Consider the following 18,388-nt stretch of genomic DNA (forward strand, 5'->3'; position numbering starts at 1 on the left):
AGATGACAGATATGCGTACTGCATATGGCGAAACTCTTATCAAAATTGGGGAAAAAAATCCTAACGTGGTGGTAGTAGGTGCAGATACTACTGATTCATTAAAGACAAAGCCGTTTGGAAAAAAATTTCCAAATAGATTTTTTAATGTAGGTATAGCGGAAGCAAATCTGGTTTCTATTGCGGCTGGTCTAGCAAATGAAGGAAAAATTCCATTTGCTAGTACATATGCAATATTTTTGCCTGGTCGTTGTGTAGATCAAATACGAAATGCAATAGCATATCCATCAAGAAATGGTAAAAAAGGACTAAATGTAAAAATGGTAGTTTCGCATGGTGGTCTAAGTGTTGGAGCTGATGGAGGTTCACATCAACAAATTGAAGATATCGCAATTATGAGAGTAATTCCAAATGTCAATGTTTTGATTCCTGCTGATACTATTGCAGTTTCCAAATTGATTTGGATCATCTCTCAAATTCATGGTCCGTTTTATATGAGAATGGCAAGATCAAAGACTCCACTCATACATTCTGAATCTCAGGAATTTGAAATTGGAAAAGGAATTGTATTGCGAGATGGTTCTGACTGTACTATTGCAGCGTGTGGAATTACAGTTCAAATGGCATTAGACGCTGCAGATTCTCTTAAACAAGAGGGTATCTCATGTAGAGTTTTGGATATGTTCTCAATAAAACCAATTGATTCATCACTAATAGAAAAGGCCGCACGTGAGACTGGAGGAATTGTAACCTGTGAAGAACATAATGTACTAGCTGGATTTGGTTCAGCTGTATCAGAGGTAGTTACTGAAACATATCCTGTACTGATGAGACGAATTGGAGTTCAGGATAAATTTGGTGAGTCAGCACGAGATAGTGAAGTTCCACTATTGCTACAAAAACATGGTATTACATCAATTAATATAGCTAATTCAGTGAAAGATATCAGGAGTAAAACAAGATGAAAATATTCCTTGACACTGCAAATCTTGCTGCAATAAAAATGTACAACGAAATGGGTCTTGTTGATGGCATTACTACAAACCCTTCACTTTTAGCAAAAGAAGGCGGTGATCCGCAAAAAACAATGGAAGAAATTGTACGAATAATAAAAGGAGACGTTAGCTTAGAAGTTGTAAGTACAGAAACTTCGGGCATGATTGATGAAGGGCACAGACTACGAAAATATGGAAACAATGTAGTTGTTAAATGCCCAATGACTTCTGAAGGTCTAAAAGCTTGTAGGAACTTAACCAAAGAAGGAATACCAGTTAATGTGACATTGGTATTTTCAGTAAATCAGGCGATATTAGCTGCAAAAGCAGGAGCAAAATATGTTAGCCCGTTTATAGGAAGACTAGATGATAATGGACAAGATGGTATGCATTTGATAAAAGAGATACACGAAGTATTCCAAAATTACAAATTTAATACACAAATTTTGGTTGCAAGCATTAGACACCCAATGCATGTAGTTGATGCTGCAAAGATTGGTGCTGATGTTGTGACGTTACCACCAGATGTACTTGGAAAGATGCTTAAACATCCGCTAACTGATGTTGGCCTAAAGAACTTTTTAGCTGACTGGGAAAAACTCAAGAAAGAAAATCCTAGTATTAGAATTTAAAAAATACAAATAAACAATTTCTATAACAATATAAGTTGATTTGATTTTTAATATCTGATGTTCTAAATCATATTTATTTGGAATCTTTAGTAATTTTAGATAAATCTGATTTTAGTGAACTTTCTGATTTTTCTTGTTTTTCAATAAGCATGTTGATCTTTTTGTTTAATTCTACTATGGTATTAAGAGTAGTATCATGACGCAGATCAAAATCCTCTAATTTTTTCAAAATTCTGTCATGACTTTCATCTAATTCTTTTATTCTATTTAATGCAGACTCCTGCATGTCTGCAGTTTTCTTTTGGCGATTATAGATCCACCAGCTCACGACAGCGCCTATTACAGCTCCTCCTGCAATGCCAAGGTATGTACTTGATGCATTCGTCATATCTTGACAGTCTTTTGTAATTTCTGGAATGCACCCCCAAATATAGAAAAAGTAAGACCATAACATGATTAGTTATTTTTATAATGTTTTATAACAATTTTTGGTTTTTGTTAATGTCTTCCTATCCACTGATATCTGTGTTCTTCATCAAATAATTCTAATTTTATATCGTTTTCTTTTATAGTTGATTTTAATTTAACATCAAAAAATCCTAGTCTTCCTTTGTAAGGTATTGGTACACGAAGTTCTTTTGGATTTCTTAGTAAAAATCCGTATTTATGATGAAGGAATTCCTCTGACCCAAAATGTTTTTTATAATCCTTTTTGAGTTCTGAAATAAAACTATATTTTTTCACATCATAAATTTCAACTCTACCTAAAATGACTCCAGTTCTAAGTTTTGTTTCATCGACATGCATCTTCTTACAAACATCTGTTTTTATTTTAGATGGAGCATGAATTAAAAATTCTCCTCTAAATTTTGTGTTCCATGTTCTAAGCTCAATTGTTTTTTTGCCTTTAATGATAAGATCTGCGTATGGTTGTGAAACTGAAAGACATTTCATACTAATTTCTTCCTAACACATTCAAGACTCTATTTGGAATATCATTTAATCTACTTACTGCAAGTGTGCTTTCATATCCTAAATGTTTTAAATTATTTGCAATTATTGTTGCAGCTGTGGTATCAGGACCTACTCCTATTGCTACCATCCTTATGCCCAAGAATTTGAATGAAGTCACCATAGAACGAACTGCATCAGGATCAGATGGTTCGCCGTCTGTCAAAGTGAGGAAGATATCTGGTTTTTTTGAACGTAGTCCCGGAAACATTATTGAATAAACTTCTGCTAAAGGCGTTCCTCCGTTTGCTTTTATTTGAGCTAGTCTTTTTGCAGCCACATTATTCCATTTGATATTCTCTGGTTTCACTAACCAACAAGTAACTTGTTTTTGTTCAGTATTGAAAGCATATACAGTGAATTTTACTTTTAAAAATGAAAGTACTTCGCAAAGGGCAAGAGTTGCCTTTTTGTATTGAAGTTCTTCGTTTGCTATGCTTGAAGAATGATCTAATAAAATAACAATTTTTGTTTTAATGGAAATCTTTTGATCTGTAAGAAAGGGCTTGTGTCCTTCCACGTATGTTTCTTCATCAAATTCATCTCCAGCAATAACATGTTGTTCCTTCCACCCAGTTTTCCAGTCTTTGAATTTTGCTTTAAGATTACTTATTAGATCCTCGTCATATATTCTGGTTTCATCTACATTTGTTGAAGAAGGAATACTAATTCCGATTGATTCAGGACTTAAACCTCGATTCTCATTTTTCTTGGTCTCTTGTAACAATACCTTAAATTCCTCAAAAACTGATTTTCCTTCAATAATTCGTTTTGGATCAAGTTCCCCAAAATCACTTTCACGAAATTTGGTTATCTTACCTATGGTTTTGATAAAATCACTGTCTGATATTGCAATTCCAGAACTGATTTTTGGGATTGATATTGGGATAGTTAGTAGTGGATCAATTTCCAAAATTTTTATTATTTCAGAAATCTTTGTTTCTAGCCAATCTGTACTATAATTATTATTTACCGCTTGTTTTACTGCTTCGTTTGCAACTTCTATAGCTTTTTTAATTTTTTCAAATGAGCTTGGTGTGATTTCACCTTTAATGTCACCAAGCAAAAAATACTGAGAGAAACCCTCAACAATCCTTGATTTCCCATATAGCGAATTCAATAAAGGTCTGTAAAGCCAAGCAAATCCGTAATTGAATATGATTTCTTCATCCATTCCACGCCATTCTTTTCTGCCTATACTTTCAATTCTTCTTGTTTCTAACGTGTTTAATAGAAAACCAAAAGCGTGATCATTACTTAGAATTTTGCTACTGTGTTTTAATCTCATGGATTCATACCATAAAGCGGTTCTAAATTGTCTATATTTTTGAAAATCAATACCATAAAAACGATCTAAAGGTAACATGATAACCTTATTTTCTTTCAATTTGGTTTGAATTTCTTGTTGGTCTGCAATACCTACAGTTATTTTTTGTTTTTCAGACCAACGTCTAACAAGAAATGTGGCAATTTCAAGTAGAGTGTCATTTCTGAGATGAATAGATTGCATTAATTACCAAACATAGATGTAATGATGTCGTTGACTTTTTGATATTCAACATTTCCCCACTGTGAATATATGTTTGCAAAGATGATCTCTGCAGCATGTCTTGGTTTTACGCCAGAGTCAAGCATTTTTCCAAAAGCTATGGTTTCTCTTAGGCTTGGGGAATAGTAGAGTTCTTCTACAGAAGCGGCTTGTCTTAAAATGTTAGCAAGTTTTATTGCTTGTAAAAGTTCTTTGTCATGTGAACCTGAAATGTATTTTTTAACAATTTGAAGTTCAATCTCTTCTGGCGGATATTCCAATCTTATTCTAATAGGAAATCTACTGAGAATCTGTGGTGGCAACTCTTTTGTTCCAACATGTGTTAATGGATTAATAGTTGCTATGACAAACCACCCTTTACTTGCTTGAATTAATTCTCCGCCTGATTCTTTTAGAACAAGCTGCCTGCGGTCATCTAACGCTTCATCTAATCTGAGTAAGACATCTGCTTCTGCAGCATTAATTTCATCAAGATAAAGAATATCGCCTTCCTTCATGGATTTTACTAATATTCCCTCTTCAAAACCAATTGCACCACTTTCTAGAGTTTTAGCTCCTATCAAATGACTCTCACGAGTTCGTAAACTAAAGTTAACTGATTCAAGCTTTCTGTTTGTTTTTGCAGCAAACTCTCTAACAAGAGTGGTTTTACCAGTACCTTTTGGTCCTATTATTAAAACAAACAGACCTGCATCATATGCCTTGTTTAAAACTTCAAAGGAGTTATTCCAATCTATGTATAATGACTCTGCTAACATGGTATTGAAGACACAAGACCTTAATTTAAAATTGCCTTGTTTCTAGTTCAATATTACTAAGTATAATAATAACTAAGCAAGTTAAAATTTCAAAAATGAGTTTAACAAAAGTAACACTGAAACTTATGTGATCGTTTAATTTCCAAGCTTGGCATATGATTCATCTAAAATGTGATGCAAAGTATTATGCCATGCATCAAATCCATCAGGAGTTTTTGAGAAATTGTAATAATGCTCAGTTAATTTTTTATTTTGTTGTGCGGTAAATCTAAGGCCATCAGCAAGTTTTTTGTTCAAAGCACCACGGATCATCATTCCCAGTTTACTAACTGTGCCAAAATCAGGATGTTCACCTTTACTTATAGCTTCTACATCTAGATTAGACAAAAAGTGTTTCATGCCATAGTTAATCTGCTCATTTGTCAAAGTCTGTAATAATCTTCTGAAAATTTCAAGGCCTGCTGTTTTGTATCCATATTCATTAATGAAATCAATGTTGTACTGCCATAGTCCTTTTTCACTTACATCTCCTGCTTCTATGGACTCAACTGCATTTTTACCAATTAACGTTGCAGCAACTATGGCGGGACCTATTCCTCCAGCATCTAGTGGTTTTGGCATCCACGCCGAGTCTCCAACTAACATATATCCATTTGCAACAAGACAATCGTTCTGCCTTCTAACGGAAACCTGCCAGTTTCCAGTTGCATTTTGAGAGTCACTTGGATCTTCTGATAATCGAGGATTTTTTATTGCCTTGTTGATTTTTACATAATCATTAATCAATTTAGTAACATCATCTCTTTTCCCCAATCTCTCATTTCGTTTTAGAAGTTCTTTTTGTTGTACTCCAAGACCAATGTTTACTTTGTTCTTGCCTTTTGGAAAGACCCATCCATATCCTCCAGGCGCAATGTCTTGATCAAGATGTATTATACAATAATCAGGATCAAAATCTATTTTGTCTTCTACTCCATGCTCAAATTTCATAATGTGTCTACCAGTAGATTCTAAATCATCACGATCAATTTTTTTCTCAATCTTAGAACTTACTGTAAGCCCATTTCGTAGCATAGATGTAACTCCAGTTGCATCAATTACGATTTTTGCAGTTTTTTTGTAAGGTTGATTTGTTGTGAGATCTGTCCCCTCTACTCCTATTACTGAACCATTTTCATATAGTAAATTCCTTAGTGCAACAGAATGCTGTATGTTTATTCCCATTTTCTTTGCATCACGAAGCTGACGTTGGGGAAGCTCTTGTCTGTTTAGCATAAATCCATCACCATCAAAAGGTATAGACGTTTGCCTGTCTGGTGAAAATGCCATTACTCCTTTAACTGGATGCTCAATCTCTGGATTTCCCCATGCAATCTTGATTCTGTCTGTCATAAAGTCTACAGTATTTTTGCCGACTGCATCTCCGCAGATCCAACCATTTATTGTTTTTTTTCCTAATGCAGGTTCTGGATTTCTATCTAATACTAAAATTGATAATCTTTGTTTAGAATAAAATGAAGCTGATTGTGCTGCAATCATTCCAGCTAATCCTCCACCAGCTACAATGATATCATAATCGGTTTTCACAGCCAAAAAAAAGGATCGACTATATTTAAAAGAACCGTATGAAAATAGATCAGGTTTTGGGTCTGTTCGTCGCGGCTTCTTCACAGCACTTGCTCAGACTGGAGCGGCAAATATCACATCATTCCCTTTTTATCTTGTCCTCGAAATACTATTAAACTCTGCGCAGTGCTTTGAGAGTTCCTGAAACATTCATTATCTTACATACTTTTTCAAATTCCAAAACTACTTGTGAAAGTTTGGCAAGTTCACACGAAATAACAGCTTGATTTTCTTCATTTGATATTACCTTGATTTCTGTGAATTTTTTAAATTCAATTGGTGTTTCTAATTGTAATAATAGATATCTTTTCTTTTTTTTCATTGTCCTAAAAGTTCCAAATATGTTTTGACAAGTTCATTCTTTTTATACACAGGAGTGGAAATTTTGATTTTTAAGGCATCATTTTGTTGTAAACTAATAGATTTTCTTACGAGATCTTTTTTACTTATTCGTATAAACAAAGAAGAACCTTCAAAATATGTCTCAATATTTTCTAAAAACTCATTCATCTGAGATTTTGAAATCTTTGAAACTAATTTTTTGATAAATTCTTCAGCGCGTTTTTTTCCTATTTTTATACTCATCTTTAAAATAGGATTTCCAAAGTGACCCTCTAATCTTTCTTGTATGAATTCTTCTTCTTTTATTTCAAATACTTCGTATATTGGATCAAAAATTTTTTTCTTATCTTCTGTTGCATGTATTAAGATCTCTGCAGTAACCTCTGTATGATTTACCATATTTTCTGATTATTACCTAAACAATAAATCTATTAAGCTTGTAATAATGCAATCTCAGCTTCTGCGGTTCTAATTATCTTTGATTTTTCTATGCCTACATGTCTTACGTGAATTATTTTTTTAACAGCAGCCATGATATCAGAGTTTATTTTTCCAAATGCAGTAGCTTGAATGAATTGTTCAATGGTCATTTCAGGAATTGTTTTTGACATAACATCTCTTGCAATTAATCTAAGTGCATGTTTACGAGATGTATTTAATTTCTTTTGTGTTAGAGCAATTATCTTTATGCGGAAAATATTTCCATCTTTTGTTTTATAGTCACCTATGAAGCTAATCAAAGAAGATCCACGTCTTACAAGACTTCTGAGAAATTCTTTTGCATATTCATATCGTTTAAAAATCGTTGTTGCAGTTTCACCATCTATTTTGCTTATCTGAAAATACAATTTGAATTGGTGCTGTGAAGGATCACCTTTGACTATATCAAACAAAGTAACTTCTATTACTCTACCTATCGCATTTGCATCATCAGTTATGGGAATATAGGCTATGGGCACATTGTTAAATGCAGAAGGCGCAAGTACAGTAACCCATTTTTTCTCTCTCCATTTATCCTTGACTCTGGTTGTCTTTTGACGTGCCAACTATAATCGACGTTTCTAGCCAAAATATAAGTTGTACGACTTTTTAGATCGTATTTTTGTTAATGTATTTTTGTAAAACCTTTGGTATAGAAATATGACCATCCTTTGTTTGAAAATTTTCCATCAAGGCAACAAGAGTTCGTGTTGTAGCTACAAGTGTGCTGTTTAATGTGTGGACATATTGAGGCTGGTCGTTAGTTCTATCACGAAATCTTATCTTGAGTCTTCTTGCTTGAAAGTCCAAACAATTAGAACATGAAACTATTTCACGATAGCTGCTCTGTCCTGCCATCCAAGCTTCAAGATCATATGTTTTTGAAGAGATCTTTCCAAGATCTCCACTTGATAGTATCATTATTCTGTATGGCATCTCAAGTTTCTGGTAAAACTCTTCAACATTAGATAACATCTGTTCATGTTCTTTCTTAGATTCTTCTGGTCTGGAAAAAATAAACTGTTCTACTTTTTCAAATTGATGTACGCGGAAAATGCCTTTTTGATCTCTTCCATGTGCACCTGCCTCTTTTCTAAAACATGGGCTTACACCTGCATATCTAAGAGGTAAAATCTTTCCTTCCAAAATTTCATCAGAATGCATTGATGCTACCGCATGCTCTGATGTGCCAATTAGATAGAGATCATCACCTTCAATTTTGTAAATAACATCTTCAAAATCTTGTGCAATTATGGCGCCTTCCATAGATGAACGATTTATCAAATAAGGTGTTTGAATTGGAGTATAATTTTTTTCAGAAAGAAAATCTAGTGCATATTGAATTAATACCTGGCTTAATTTTACAAGATCGTTTTTCAAATAATAAAATCTTGCCCCTGCTACTTTGGCTGCTCTTTCTAAATCTACAAGATCAAGACTTTGTGATATATCTATATGATCTTTTACTTTAAAATCAAACTGAGGAATTTTTCCCCATTTTCTTATTTCCTTGTTTGCAGTATCATCTTTTCCGATTGGGACAGATTCATCAATTAAATTAGGAATGGTTAGTGCTAGTTTTGTATATCCTGATTCTATTTGGGTCTGTTCGGTTTCAAGATTTGTAAGTATTTCAGATGTTTCCTGCATTTGTTCAATGAGTAATGTTGTATCTTGATTGATTTTTTTCCTTTTTGCAATCTCTATAGAAATTTCATTTCTTTTCTTTCGTAATTCATCTGTTTTAATAATGAGATCTCTACGTTCCTTGTCTAATTTTATCAATTCGTCTAATGGAAAATCCATATTTCTGTCATTAAGCATTTTTCTAATTTTATCAGAATTTTCTCGTAAAATTTTAGGATCAAGCATTAGCCAGTCACTCTGAGTACCACTTGGGCATGTTCAAGGACCTCATCAATAGTAGAAATTAATGTTCGTATATTTCCTTTACCTTGAAATGTAAAGATAAGAGAATTGTTAACATTTTCAATCTCCATGGAAAGATTCTCTGGGAAGTTTATGTTGTCTGGTGCTAAGGCCTTTCGTATGGAATTAGATTTTTGCGGTGTAAGATTATTTAGAAAGACTTGAACTTTACACTCTAGTGACATTTTCTTCTAAACAGCCTAAGAATTCGTCCAATTTGTCTTTAGTTATTCTAGCTCCCGCAGCTGCATTATGACCACCTCCGACTCCAGAAACTTTTGTTGCACATGATCTCATTAGTAATCCTAAATTAACCTCAGATTTACATCCTGTAGATTTTCGTGATGAAAACTTGATCGTGCCATTCTCTCCATTTGTTCTTAATATGATGATTCTACCTGTGTTTTTTTGTGAGCCACCTAGAAGCGAAGATACTGCACCTGTCATGTTTTCTGATACTAATCCTTCTCCATCTACCATTACATATTTGCCGTTGTCCACTACTCTCCAACGCTCACTTGAAAGTGCGTTCATATAAGTTCGTAATAATGTGCGATATTCTAAGAGAATATTTTCTCCTTCTTCTAACATTCTTGTTCTGTCTCCCATACAAACTGCGATTCCAACTCCGGCCTTACGAATTCTTCCACAGGAGTTTAGCATAGTGGAAAATTCTCTTGCATCACGCAAAAAACTGCGTTTATCTTCACCAGAAAGAGTATATGTATATCCAACCAGTTCATCCATTATTTCCGTAGCGTTTTTACTTGTTGTAAATTTAGAAATTGTTTGAAGCAGAATTCTTTTTTCATCTTCAGTAAGCTCTGCGGGAACGCGCCATCTACTTCCATCTTTTAATTTAATTCCAGATGAATTCAACAGTGATAAACATGCATCCCTATTCCACGTAAGTCCTTCTATAAACGGGTGTGATGTAAAAGCAAGTGCGTCTGGGAGTGGCCTTGTTTCCCTTCCAACTAGCAATATGTCAAGATCAATTTCAACTTGACCATTTTTTTTAGCGACAGATGCAATATCTAAATTAATTCCAGAAAAAGATTTCTTTTCACCTTGATCTTGTCTGTCACCAAGAGCAGCTACAACAGCTATCCATGCAAGATCAGTATTCTCTCTATGTAGTGCATTTGAAACTAAATATGCCATACCACCAGCTGATACTTCTACACCGCCATCAATATCATACTTCCATGCGTTAATTACTCGTTCATTGTCGAATTCTTCTTCTGGTATTTGATGATGATCAACAACTATCCAGTTGTCATCTAATCCTGAATCAAGTTCCTTTGCAAATCCGCCACCAAGATCAGTAATTATGTGAAATTCTCTTGAATCATTTTTCATTCTATCTATTAAATTCTTGTTGAATTCATTTACTGTCCTGACTGTACATTTAGCACCTGATCTTATGAGAGATTTTGTTACAATACTTCCAGATGTTATTCCATCGCAATCAAGATGAGTTATTACTGAAATATTTCTACCAGATTTTATACAATCTGAAACCTTATCATGAAAATAAGAAAGTGCTGCATCAAGCTTACTTGTCATTACTCCAGTTGAGCTATGACTGACTTATATTTCCAAGTTTTAGGAATGCGGCCTATTTTTTTATAATATAAAGAAAGTCTGTGAACCTTTGCTTCCAATAACTCAAGAGATCTTACATTTCGCCTATCTGATGTATGTGTTTTAAGATGTTTTTGTAACCCTAATGCCTTGTTTACAATATTATTTAGATCTTCAGGCATATCAGTTTTGATCCCTTTTTGAGTAAGTATTTCTGTAATAGATTTTTTCACTATTAGTTTAGTAAGTGGAATTGCATGTTGATCTCTGAGTTTTATTCCTATCTCACTTGTTTTTAGACCCTCTTTTGCATATTTCAAAATTAATTCCTCAATTTCGGCAGGATTCTGTTTTACCCATGTTGGCGCACTAGGTGTAACTGGTCTGATCGAATGTGATTGCCCATGTCTATGTGAGTGCATTCTGCCCATATGTCGCATGTCTGTGGAGCAAAACATAAACGTTACTTAGACTTTGCAAAAATTATTAGCATTTGACACAAAAGTTAAATATGAACTAACGCACATTTCATGGCAGGTGCTTAATATGAACAAACCTATCATAACTAGCGTGGCTCTGTTGAGCCTCTTTGCTGCATCTGCGTTTTTACCTATGGCAGCTGCACAATATAGCAGCAACCCAGCTTACTCACAAGGTGGCGGTGGTGGTGTTACATTAGAGGAGCAGTTGAAACTAGCCCATGCTAAGGTAACTGAAGCCGCAGCAAATCCACATACTGGTTCTGGTACTCCAGTTCTTGATGCAAATGGTGTAGTCGGTGCATCAATAGTAGTCGGTGCAGTATTTGGTGGAATTTTCCTTGCCTTTGTAGTAAGAGCAAAACAAGCAAAGAAAACAGCATACTAACTCTTCCTTTTTATTATTTTAATTCTCTATTGTAAGATGAGTCGTTTTTCCTTTAACAGAAATGTATATATCATACATGAAATGTTTTGATTGTTGATGAGCGCTGTATTTGCTATGCTCGTAGGTGTGCTGTCAAACTTTGCTGGTCAAATAGGTCCAAACTATGACCCATTGTTCTATGATGTCATGATCTACATATTTGCGACCATGATGTTTGCAGTATTCCTCCTTGGAGTAATTGCATTCTGGCTTAGAGTACACGGTCTAGGTGGAGATACCAGAGAAAGATGGGTCTCAGAACTTGACAAGCACTTTGAGAAAGAAGGCATCGGCTTGATACCAGACAACGGAAAATACTGGTAAATTTCCATTCTTTTTCCTTATTTTTCATTAATTAAATGATAATGAATATTGTCTAAGTTCCAGGTGGTGTGAAGCTTGGACTGCCACTTTCTGAAGCTTTCGAAATGAATTCTGCCTTGTAATGAGCTCCGTCTTCAAGCTGTGTATGTATAAAGTCTGGTGACTCTACTCCATTTACAAGTATTCTTGATTTAGTTTCATCCATATCACGTAAGGGAAATTTCCAAACCCATAGAAACTGTCCAATTTCAAATCTGTATTTGTTGTTCCAAGCTGCATAAATCACTCCGTCATTTGAAAGCGTATAAAGTGATTTTTGACATCCTCCCTCAAATCCTACTTTGGCTGGAATATCTGCTTTTTTTCCATCCACCGTTAATTCTAAAGTTGCAGAAATTTTGTAGTTTATGTCGCGATTGTTTATGCATTGGTATAGTGGATCATCTTTGTGTAGGTAATTCTGAATTTCAAGACCGCCAAAATAAATCGCAAAACCTATTGCTGCAGTAATTGCTAAGAATTTGAGAGTTTTTTTGCGCTTTGTAGGATCGCCCATTCCAGGCCAAATCATAGATTTAGTCTATGTATTAGAGTTATAATGATTTGTATAGTTTCTATATTGTCTAAATAGGAACATGATCAGTTAAACAGAAAATATGTTATACCTGTTCTATGAAATGCTATTTTTAATATTTTAAAAATAATTTTTTAAAAGAAATTAAAGTGTGGAATCTCCACGTTTTTTAGATCCGATATCTATAGTTTCTGCTACGTCAGTTATGAAGATTTTTCCCTCACCTGCTGCTCCTGTGCTTGCCGCAGAAAGAATCTTTTCCACAATTTTGTCGACCAGATCATCCTTAGATACTACCATGATCGTCGAATTCGCATTAAATGCAGGTCTATATGCACCAGTTCCTCTTCCGCTAGCAAACACTGGTCTTTCAAGCTGGCCTCTTCCTTTTGTATCGGAAATTGTCAAACCGCCAATTCCAGTTTCTAGTATTGCAGAAGCAACTACTTCTACTTTCGATGCTGGGACTACTGCTTCAATTTTTTTCATAATTTATAACCCAAACCACATATGAATCGCTTTTATTAAAGTATTGCTAAAATTTATACAAAAAATTTCAATTAAAAATAATATCATAAAAAAAAATTTCTAGGATAAAATACCTTTTATAGTTGCAGTACAGAATTCGAAGAGATGTCTGGAGTACAGAAAGTGCAAAAAGGAAAAATTTTAGGAAAAGTTCAAGACAAAATTAAAGAAGGAATTGAAAATTATCGTGCTGCAGGTGACGCTCCAGCTAAAGTTGATGTCTATGATGTAATTGAGCAAGTATTTGCAGTTATTAATCCAAATTTAAACGATGAAAGTAAAATCTCTGTAGATGAGGTTAGTGGATGTCTAAGAAGCGCATACCTTGATCGTAAATCTCCTGCAGAACGAACACATAAACAAATGATGTCTACTTTAATGGAAAAAAGTGCTCTAAGTGTATTAGAAAGACCATCTGAGGGAATAATTGAAATTGATTCTAAACTAAAACTAGTTGGTCGTGCAGATAGGGTAGAGGATGATGTCGTAATGATGTTTAGAACTGCAGAAGAATTGCCAGAGATGCCACATGCTGAGCATTTTATGCAATTAAATTCATACCTACACATGTTTGAAAAACCAGAAGGTGTTATAGTGTATTTTGATAAAGATGGCAATGAAATGGAATTTATCGTTCCAAAAAGTGAGAAACTTTTTGGTGAAACTAAACGAAGAGCACGTATTCTTAATACGTTATTAAATAATAACGTGATACCAGCTCTAGAACCATCACCTAGATGCATGGGCTGTGCACATAACGAAAAGTGTTATTATCCATCAGAAGACAAGCAAAAATGGGGATTCTGGGCTCGCGGCAAGTGGCGCGAATTAAAACCAAAAGATTCTATCTTTTAGATTTTAATTTTTTTACCAAATATTAAATCCATCAGGAACCTTACGTATTCCAATAAGAGAACCTGTTTCTTTGTCTCTGATGATGTTAGATCCTTGTGGTATCCAATCATCAGGAGAAACAAAATAGATAGTTCCATCAATCATTAGTGTGATGTATTTGTATGTAGTAGCTAATTGTTGTTCTGCAAAATTAAGCAAACTTGAAACAGGAATTAATCTTACAGAATTTTTACATGATATTATTTTTGAATCTTTACTTTCCCAAATAGGATATGGTGAATATTTTACTCCTCTGGCTCTAAAAAATAATGGTTTGAGAGATATTATCAAACATAATGTGAGAAAAAATATTCCTGTAACAAAATAAAGTTGAGCGTATTGGTCTATATGAAAATGACTCGCAGAAATAGTGCCATACCCTAATCTATTTGCAATTGTTGGAGGTAAATTTTGCAGATCAAAATATTTTGCTTGAATATAATACATACCTGTATACGTCATCAACGAACCAGTTAAGGAAAGAAAAGTTGGTATTGAACCTCTCCAAAAAATACTAAATACAAATAAAGCTAGAATCGGTAATATTAGAAAATCTGTTTCTTGTCTAGCTCTTGGGTTGATGCCACTTGCAATGGAAAAAATAATCTGTAAAATGATTAGGGAGAAAAACGAAAATAAACTAATTGAACTCCAAAATCTACTCCTTGGAAAAAACCAATCTTGAATTGTATCAATAAACGCCCATCTTTCAATATTTGATTTTACCTTCACCATGTAATATAATGGGCATCGTCAGAATTATGTACTTCTATTTCAACTACAATAGATCTGAATCTTCAACCTTGTTTAGATATGCACGAGTCTTGTATGGTTTGATCTGACCTTTGTGATAATAAAGTATCTTTGTTCCATGTTCAAAAGGAACTATTTCAATAGAATCTGTTGATTGCATGGAACTTTCAGATTCTTTTAGATATTCAAATAATTCTTTTTTACTCATCTTGAGAAGCTCATTTAGAGGTTTTATTTTAGAAACTCTCAATGATTTACAACTATGTTAATCTTATATAAAAATAACAGGTAGTCATATGATCAAAATTTTTACAAGTGATTTTAAAAAAATAAGATCTAAGATGAAATATTTAATCATTAAATATGAGCAATGACGTGCCAAGATAGGTTTGGCTGATTCGAAGATAAATTGGTATGATGATTTTCTTGGTGTGGGTTATCATTTCTATGATGTGAGACCCAGAATTCTTTTAATTTTTGATGAAAGGAAAAAAATTCCCACAATATGGAACAAAGTTATAAAATATTGGCCAGATGATGAGATTAAAATTAGATTTGTTGAAAAAGAGGATTCATTTGAATTTGTTCTATACTGTGAATCTCGTATTATACTTGCAACATGGGTTTTCTTAAAATCTCTCAAAATATCTGACAATTACAAGAGATTTAAAGAAGATTATGATGGAGCTGCTAACTTTGGTTTGGCATTATACAAACCAAAAGGTGATTCATACGAACTTGAGATATTCAAATACACAAAAAGAATCACAAATCTAAAATTCTTAAATGAATCTGATACTGAACTAGATTTTATTGTCAGTAGATCTAGAAAAATTCTCCAGGATACAAAAAAAGAACAGAATTAGATTTCAATTTTTTATATTATTTTTATAATTTTAAATCTGGGAAATTAAAATAAAATCTCAAATACGTGATTTTAGCAAATCCATCCATGCAGTCCAATCTACATTATAATACAAAAGTGGTTGTCTAATAGGATAATTGGTCACACTCTTAGCTATGACAAAATCATACATTCTCTCCTTTCCGTCTTTAGAAAATTTTATTCTCATAAAATTTACCTTTCGTAGTGTAATTTGGCTAACTTCAATAATGGCATCTAAAGGCATAATCCAGCTTTTTGTATTCTCAGAAATGTCTTCATCAAGTTGAGTTTCGGAATAGTCCCATAGTTGTGTTACTTTTACTTTATCTTCACCAAAATATTTCTCCCTTTCTTTTGGTGAAACATACAGATATCGTGGAACAAAGATTAGATTTTTGTTTGTTATAACCAGAATCCCTTCCTTGCTTTTATTGAAAAATCCCTTTAATCCAGGTACAATTGCCCAGATTTTCGGTAATGCGGCAATCATATGCTCATCTTCTTCTAAATTTACTCTCACTATCTTAGTAGATGTATTACTGCTTCAAATTAGTCTATCTGTGAAAAAATAATTTTTGCATATGTCATTACAAAAAATAGGATTTGTTGCTGTTTGTTCTATTCATGAGTTCCATGAGATTCAAAGTTGAATCCATATGTTCCAGCATGTTTGTTTTCCTTCACTCGTTTGTACCTATAGGCGCGTTCTGCAAAATAGATTGCGATAGTAATTGCAGTAGTAGCTGCTGTTGCGATGTATATTGCCCATCCTGCTTCTGACATAAAAACTATAACCACTTGTCTAGTATAATAATTTTTCTTAAATTTTTTATAATTTTAAGATATATGTCAATTTTCTAAAAATTAATTTCTAATATATGCACGATCAGACAATATTTTAAAATTTAACATTATATCATAAAAAAAAATTTCTAGGATAAAATACCTTTTATAGTTGCAGTACAGAATTCGAAGAGATGTCTGGAGCATTAGAAGCAACATCAATTCAATTTGTCACTAAAAATAAATGGCCACTAGTATTTGCAGTGGCAGCTTTACTTGTTACAGTTGCAGGATTTACAGCAGTTCAAGACGCACATGCCCAATTTGGCCCTCTTAACAAATTAGCAGATCCAAACAAAACATCTGAATTCCACTGCAATTCTCCAATGATGCCACCAGGTAACGGTACATTTGGAGGAAGTTCTGCACCCTGTATTGATACAGGAGACACCACTTTCATGTACGCTGCAGCATCATTCGTCATGATAATGACTCCTGGTGGTGTAGGTTTCCTATATGGTGGTATGACAAGAAGAAAGAATGCATTAACAGTTATCTTACAAAACTTTTTGGTTTATGCAATAGTTAGTATTCAATGGGTAGTATGGGGTTACGCCATAATGTTTGGTCCAAGTGCAGATCCGTATGGATTCATTGGTAATTTAGACTGGGCAGGATTGAATAATGTTCTTACAAATGCACCTGCTGATGTGTATGCTCCAACTATTCCACATTTGGCATATGTAATGTTTCAGCTTATGTTTGCAGCAATTACTCCAGCATTAGCTATAGCAGGTTATGCAGATAGAGTAAAGATGAGTGCATTTATGATACATGTAGTTCTATGGACCACATTTATTTACGATGTTGCAGGTCACGCCAACTGGTCATTAGGAAGTCAAGGAAGTGCACCAGGTTGGTTATTCACTTTGGGTACAGAAGACTTTGCAGGTGGTACAGTCATTCACATTACATCAGGATTTGCAGGATTAGCAACAGCGATGTTCCTAGGAAGAAGAATTGGTTATGGTAAAGCACCATTTGAACCACATTCAATTCCATTAGTTATGTTGGGTGCTACTTTACTTTGGTTTGGTTGGTTCGGTTTCAACCCAGGAAGTGCAGGCTTTGCAGGTTTCTTGGAAACAGAAGCATTCCAAAATACCAACATTGCTACAGCAGTTGCAGCAATGTGGTGGGTATTTCTCGCTTGGGCTCACACTGGAAAGACTAGTGCAATGGGTGCCTCAGCTGGTGCTGTAGCAGGTCTAGTTGCAATTACGCCGGCGTCAGGATTCATAGGAGTCTATGCATCTATAATCGTGGGCTTTGCATGCGCGACAGTCTGCTTCTACTGTTTGATAATAAAGAATAGAAGAAGAATAGACGATGCATTGGACACTTGGCCAGTACATGGTATGGGTGGAGTTGTTGGTGCACTATTGACTGGTGCATTTAGCGAAAAACGCATTAATCCATATGGACATGATGGTTTGTTCTTTGGAAACCCACAACAAGAACTCATCAATGCAATGGGTGCAGGATTTGCAGCAACATGGGCCTTTGGTATTACGCTCTTGATCTGGAAGATCCAAGATGTGATTTGGCCTGGCGGTGTAAGAGTTACACCTAAAGAAGAAGAAATAGGTCTAGATATCTCACAAGTAGGAGAAAGAGCCTACAACATGAGCGAAACCTAGAAAGATTTTTCTTTCTATACTTTTCATTTTACAAAATCTTAACATATTTTCAATTATACATTAGGAATTTCACCAGACAATCCTTTTCAAATTGTTTTATGATTACTTTGTAATATTTGTACAAGCTTGGAAAC

At 34.2% G+C, this 18,388-nt stretch carries 25 protein-coding genes; 7 read left to right on the top strand and 18 right to left on the bottom strand.

The window, feature by feature from the left end:
* Nucleotides 1-2 precede the first annotated feature (2 nt).
* Nucleotides 3-962 (top strand): transketolase family protein, encoded by a 960-nt coding sequence (locus VEU72_07975; protein ID HYL67069.1) that lies wholly within the window; start codon nucleotides 3-5, stop codon nucleotides 960-962.
* Nucleotides 959-1,624, top strand: coding sequence for a fructose-6-phosphate aldolase (fsa, locus tag VEU72_07980; protein ID HYL67070.1), 666 nt, complete (start codon nucleotides 959-961; stop codon nucleotides 1,622-1,624). Before VEU72_07975 ends, fsa begins: the two co-directional genes overlap by 4 nt.
* 73 nt (nucleotides 1,625-1,697) lie before the next feature.
* Here the strand turns inward: fsa and VEU72_07985 are convergent, their stop codons facing one another.
* The 12 genes from VEU72_07985 to VEU72_08040 all read right to left on the bottom strand — a co-directional run bounded on the left by VEU72_07985 (nucleotide 1,698) and on the right by VEU72_08040 (nucleotide 11,364).
* Complete coding sequence (locus VEU72_07985) at nucleotides 1,698-2,078, bottom strand: hypothetical protein (GenBank protein ID HYL67071.1); 381 nt, start codon at nucleotides 2,076-2,078, stop codon at nucleotides 1,698-1,700.
* Nucleotides 2,079-2,122: 44 nt separating this feature from the next.
* Entirely contained in the window at nucleotides 2,123-2,578 is a 456-nt protein-coding gene (locus tag VEU72_07990) for an ASCH domain-containing protein (GenBank protein HYL67072.1), read from the bottom strand.
* 1 nt (nucleotide 2,579) lies between these two features.
* Nucleotides 2,580-4,145, bottom strand: a complete 1,566-nt coding sequence (locus tag VEU72_07995; GenBank protein ID HYL67073.1) for a vWA domain-containing protein — start codon at nucleotides 4,143-4,145, stop codon at nucleotides 2,580-2,582.
* Nucleotides 4,145-4,942 (bottom strand): AAA family ATPase, encoded by a 798-nt coding sequence (locus tag VEU72_08000; GenBank protein ID HYL67074.1) that lies wholly within the window; start codon nucleotides 4,940-4,942, stop codon nucleotides 4,145-4,147. Before VEU72_08000 ends, VEU72_07995 begins: the two co-directional genes overlap by 1 nt.
* 135 nt (nucleotides 4,943-5,077) lie before the next feature.
* Nucleotides 5,078-6,529, bottom strand: coding sequence for an NAD(P)/FAD-dependent oxidoreductase (locus tag VEU72_08005; GenBank protein ID HYL67075.1), 1,452 nt, complete (start codon nucleotides 6,527-6,529; stop codon nucleotides 5,078-5,080).
* A gap of 151 nt (nucleotides 6,530-6,680) precedes the next feature.
* Nucleotides 6,681-6,890, bottom strand: a complete 210-nt coding sequence (locus VEU72_08010; GenBank protein HYL67076.1) for a hypothetical protein — start codon at nucleotides 6,888-6,890, stop codon at nucleotides 6,681-6,683.
* A complete protein-coding gene (locus VEU72_08015) occupies nucleotides 6,887-7,309 on the bottom strand; it encodes an RNA-binding domain-containing protein (protein ID HYL67077.1) in 423 nt (140 codons plus the stop codon). Before VEU72_08015 ends, VEU72_08010 begins: the two co-directional genes overlap by 4 nt.
* A gap of 32 nt (nucleotides 7,310-7,341) precedes the next feature.
* Nucleotides 7,342-7,956 (bottom strand): 30S ribosomal protein S3ae, encoded by a 615-nt coding sequence (locus VEU72_08020; GenBank protein ID HYL67078.1) that lies wholly within the window; start codon nucleotides 7,954-7,956, stop codon nucleotides 7,342-7,344.
* A 43-nt stretch (nucleotides 7,957-7,999) separates the two neighbouring features.
* On the bottom strand, nucleotides 8,000-9,262 hold the full coding sequence (gene serS, locus VEU72_08025; protein HYL67079.1) for a serine--tRNA ligase: 1,263 nt from the start codon (nucleotides 9,260-9,262) through the stop codon (nucleotides 8,000-8,002).
* Entirely contained in the window at nucleotides 9,262-9,504 is a 243-nt protein-coding gene (locus tag VEU72_08030) for a KEOPS complex subunit Pcc1 (GenBank protein HYL67080.1), read from the bottom strand. Before VEU72_08030 ends, serS begins: the two co-directional genes overlap by 1 nt.
* On the bottom strand, nucleotides 9,488-10,888 hold the full coding sequence (locus VEU72_08035) for a DHH family phosphoesterase (protein HYL67081.1): 1,401 nt from the start codon (nucleotides 10,886-10,888) through the stop codon (nucleotides 9,488-9,490). Before VEU72_08035 ends, VEU72_08030 begins: the two co-directional genes overlap by 17 nt.
* Entirely contained in the window at nucleotides 10,888-11,364 is a 477-nt protein-coding gene (locus VEU72_08040; protein HYL67082.1) for a 30S ribosomal protein S15, read from the bottom strand. The genes VEU72_08035 and VEU72_08040 overlap by 1 nt, the downstream gene beginning before the upstream one ends.
* An 88-nt stretch (nucleotides 11,365-11,452) precedes the next feature.
* On the opposite strand from VEU72_08040, the gene VEU72_08045 reads away from it, so the two are divergent.
* A complete protein-coding gene (locus VEU72_08045; GenBank protein HYL67083.1) occupies nucleotides 11,453-11,773 on the top strand; it encodes a hypothetical protein in 321 nt (106 codons plus the stop codon).
* Nucleotides 11,774-11,869: 96 nt separating this feature from the next.
* A complete protein-coding gene (locus tag VEU72_08050) occupies nucleotides 11,870-12,136 on the top strand; it encodes a hypothetical protein (GenBank protein HYL67084.1) in 267 nt (88 codons plus the stop codon).
* Between the two features lie 52 nt (nucleotides 12,137-12,188).
* Here the strand turns inward: VEU72_08050 and VEU72_08055 are convergent, their stop codons facing one another.
* Together VEU72_08055 and VEU72_08060 are read right to left on the bottom strand one after the other, a co-directional pair.
* A complete protein-coding gene (locus tag VEU72_08055; GenBank protein HYL67085.1) occupies nucleotides 12,189-12,707 on the bottom strand; it encodes a hypothetical protein in 519 nt (172 codons plus the stop codon).
* 147 nt (nucleotides 12,708-12,854) lie between these two features.
* On the bottom strand, nucleotides 12,855-13,199 hold the full coding sequence (locus VEU72_08060) for a P-II family nitrogen regulator (GenBank protein HYL67086.1): 345 nt from the start codon (nucleotides 13,197-13,199) through the stop codon (nucleotides 12,855-12,857).
* Nucleotides 13,200-13,343: 144 nt separating this feature from the next.
* Between VEU72_08060 and VEU72_08065 the strand changes: the two genes are divergently transcribed.
* Nucleotides 13,344-14,093 (top strand): hypothetical protein, encoded by a 750-nt coding sequence (locus VEU72_08065; protein ID HYL67087.1) that lies wholly within the window; start codon nucleotides 13,344-13,346, stop codon nucleotides 14,091-14,093.
* A 12-nt stretch (nucleotides 14,094-14,105) separates the two neighbouring features.
* On the opposite strand, the gene VEU72_08070 is transcribed toward VEU72_08065, so the two are convergent.
* Both VEU72_08070 and VEU72_08075 read right to left on the bottom strand, forming a co-directional pair.
* A complete protein-coding gene (locus VEU72_08070; protein ID HYL67088.1) occupies nucleotides 14,106-14,867 on the bottom strand; it encodes a hypothetical protein in 762 nt (253 codons plus the stop codon).
* Nucleotides 14,868-14,910: 43 nt separating this feature from the next.
* Complete coding sequence (locus VEU72_08075; GenBank protein HYL67089.1) at nucleotides 14,911-15,135, bottom strand: hypothetical protein; 225 nt, start codon at nucleotides 15,133-15,135, stop codon at nucleotides 14,911-14,913.
* A 139-nt stretch (nucleotides 15,136-15,274) separates the two neighbouring features.
* On the opposite strand from VEU72_08075, the gene VEU72_08080 reads away from it, so the two are divergent.
* Nucleotides 15,275-15,751: a hypothetical protein gene (locus VEU72_08080; protein ID HYL67090.1), complete on the top strand. Its 477-nt coding sequence runs from the start codon at nucleotides 15,275-15,277 to the stop codon at nucleotides 15,749-15,751.
* A 57-nt stretch (nucleotides 15,752-15,808) separates the two neighbouring features.
* Here VEU72_08080 and VEU72_08085 read toward each other — a convergent pair whose 3' ends face one another.
* Together VEU72_08085 and VEU72_08090 are read right to left on the bottom strand one after the other, a co-directional pair.
* Nucleotides 15,809-16,291, bottom strand: a complete 483-nt coding sequence (locus VEU72_08085; protein ID HYL67091.1) for a hypothetical protein — start codon at nucleotides 16,289-16,291, stop codon at nucleotides 15,809-15,811.
* A 98-nt stretch (nucleotides 16,292-16,389) separates the two neighbouring features.
* Nucleotides 16,390-16,554, bottom strand: a complete 165-nt coding sequence (locus VEU72_08090; GenBank protein ID HYL67092.1) for a hypothetical protein — start codon at nucleotides 16,552-16,554, stop codon at nucleotides 16,390-16,392.
* Between the two features lie 194 nt (nucleotides 16,555-16,748).
* Here VEU72_08090 and VEU72_08095 point away from each other — a divergent pair, with 194 nt between their 5' ends.
* A complete protein-coding gene (locus VEU72_08095) occupies nucleotides 16,749-18,254 on the top strand; it encodes an ammonium transporter (GenBank protein ID HYL67093.1) in 1,506 nt (501 codons plus the stop codon).
* Nucleotides 18,255-18,388: the final 134 nt, after the last annotated feature.

The organism is Nitrosopumilaceae archaeon (assembly GCA_035631875.1).
In the GTDB taxonomy this organism is placed as follows: Archaea; Thermoproteota; Nitrososphaeria; order Nitrososphaerales; family Nitrosopumilaceae; genus TA-20.

Bases quoted from the DNA above. Each gene is read 5' to 3' on its own strand.
- VEU72_08060 (HYL67086.1), bottom strand. From the start codon at position 13,199: ATGAAAAAAATTGAAGCAGTAGTCCCAGCATCGAAAGTAGAAGTAGTT.
- VEU72_08065 (HYL67087.1), top strand. From the start codon at position 13,344: ATGTCTGGAGTACAGAAAGTGCAAAAAGGAAAAATTTTAGGAAAAGTT.
- VEU72_07985 (HYL67071.1), bottom strand. From the start codon at position 2,078: ATGTTATGGTCTTACTTTTTCTATATTTGGGGGTGCATTCCAGAAATT.
- VEU72_08030 (HYL67080.1), bottom strand. From the start codon at position 9,504: ATGTCACTAGAGTGTAAAGTTCAAGTCTTTCTAAATAATCTTACACCG.
- VEU72_08050 (HYL67084.1), top strand. From the start codon at position 11,870: ATGAGCGCTGTATTTGCTATGCTCGTAGGTGTGCTGTCAAACTTTGCT.
- fsa (HYL67070.1), top strand. From the start codon at position 959: ATGAAAATATTCCTTGACACTGCAAATCTTGCTGCAATAAAAATGTAC.
- VEU72_07990 (HYL67072.1), bottom strand. From the start codon at position 2,578: ATGAAATGTCTTTCAGTTTCACAACCATACGCAGATCTTATCATTAAA.
- VEU72_08035 (HYL67081.1), bottom strand. From the start codon at position 10,888: ATGACAAGTAAGCTTGATGCAGCACTTTCTTATTTTCATGATAAGGTT.
- VEU72_08095 (HYL67093.1), top strand. From the start codon at position 16,749: ATGTCTGGAGCATTAGAAGCAACATCAATTCAATTTGTCACTAAAAAT.
- VEU72_08045 (HYL67083.1), top strand. From the start codon at position 11,453: ATGAACAAACCTATCATAACTAGCGTGGCTCTGTTGAGCCTCTTTGCT.
- VEU72_07975 (HYL67069.1), top strand. From the start codon at position 3: ATGACAGATATGCGTACTGCATATGGCGAAACTCTTATCAAAATTGGG.
- VEU72_07995 (HYL67073.1), bottom strand. From the start codon at position 4,145: ATGCAATCTATTCATCTCAGAAATGACACTCTACTTGAAATTGCCACA.
- VEU72_08000 (HYL67074.1), bottom strand. From the start codon at position 4,942: ATGTTAGCAGAGTCATTATACATAGATTGGAATAACTCCTTTGAAGTT.
- VEU72_08090 (HYL67092.1), bottom strand. From the start codon at position 16,554: ATGTCAGAAGCAGGATGGGCAATATACATCGCAACAGCAGCTACTACT.
- VEU72_08055 (HYL67085.1), bottom strand. From the start codon at position 12,707: ATGATTTGGCCTGGAATGGGCGATCCTACAAAGCGCAAAAAAACTCTC.
- VEU72_08040 (HYL67082.1), bottom strand. From the start codon at position 11,364: ATGTTTTGCTCCACAGACATGCGACATATGGGCAGAATGCACTCACAT.
- VEU72_08070 (HYL67088.1), bottom strand. From the start codon at position 14,867: ATGGTGAAGGTAAAATCAAATATTGAAAGATGGGCGTTTATTGATACA.
- VEU72_08015 (HYL67077.1), bottom strand. From the start codon at position 7,309: ATGGTAAATCATACAGAGGTTACTGCAGAGATCTTAATACATGCAACA.
- VEU72_08010 (HYL67076.1), bottom strand. From the start codon at position 6,890: ATGAAAAAAAAGAAAAGATATCTATTATTACAATTAGAAACACCAATT.
- serS (HYL67079.1), bottom strand. From the start codon at position 9,262: ATGCTTGATCCTAAAATTTTACGAGAAAATTCTGATAAAATTAGAAAA.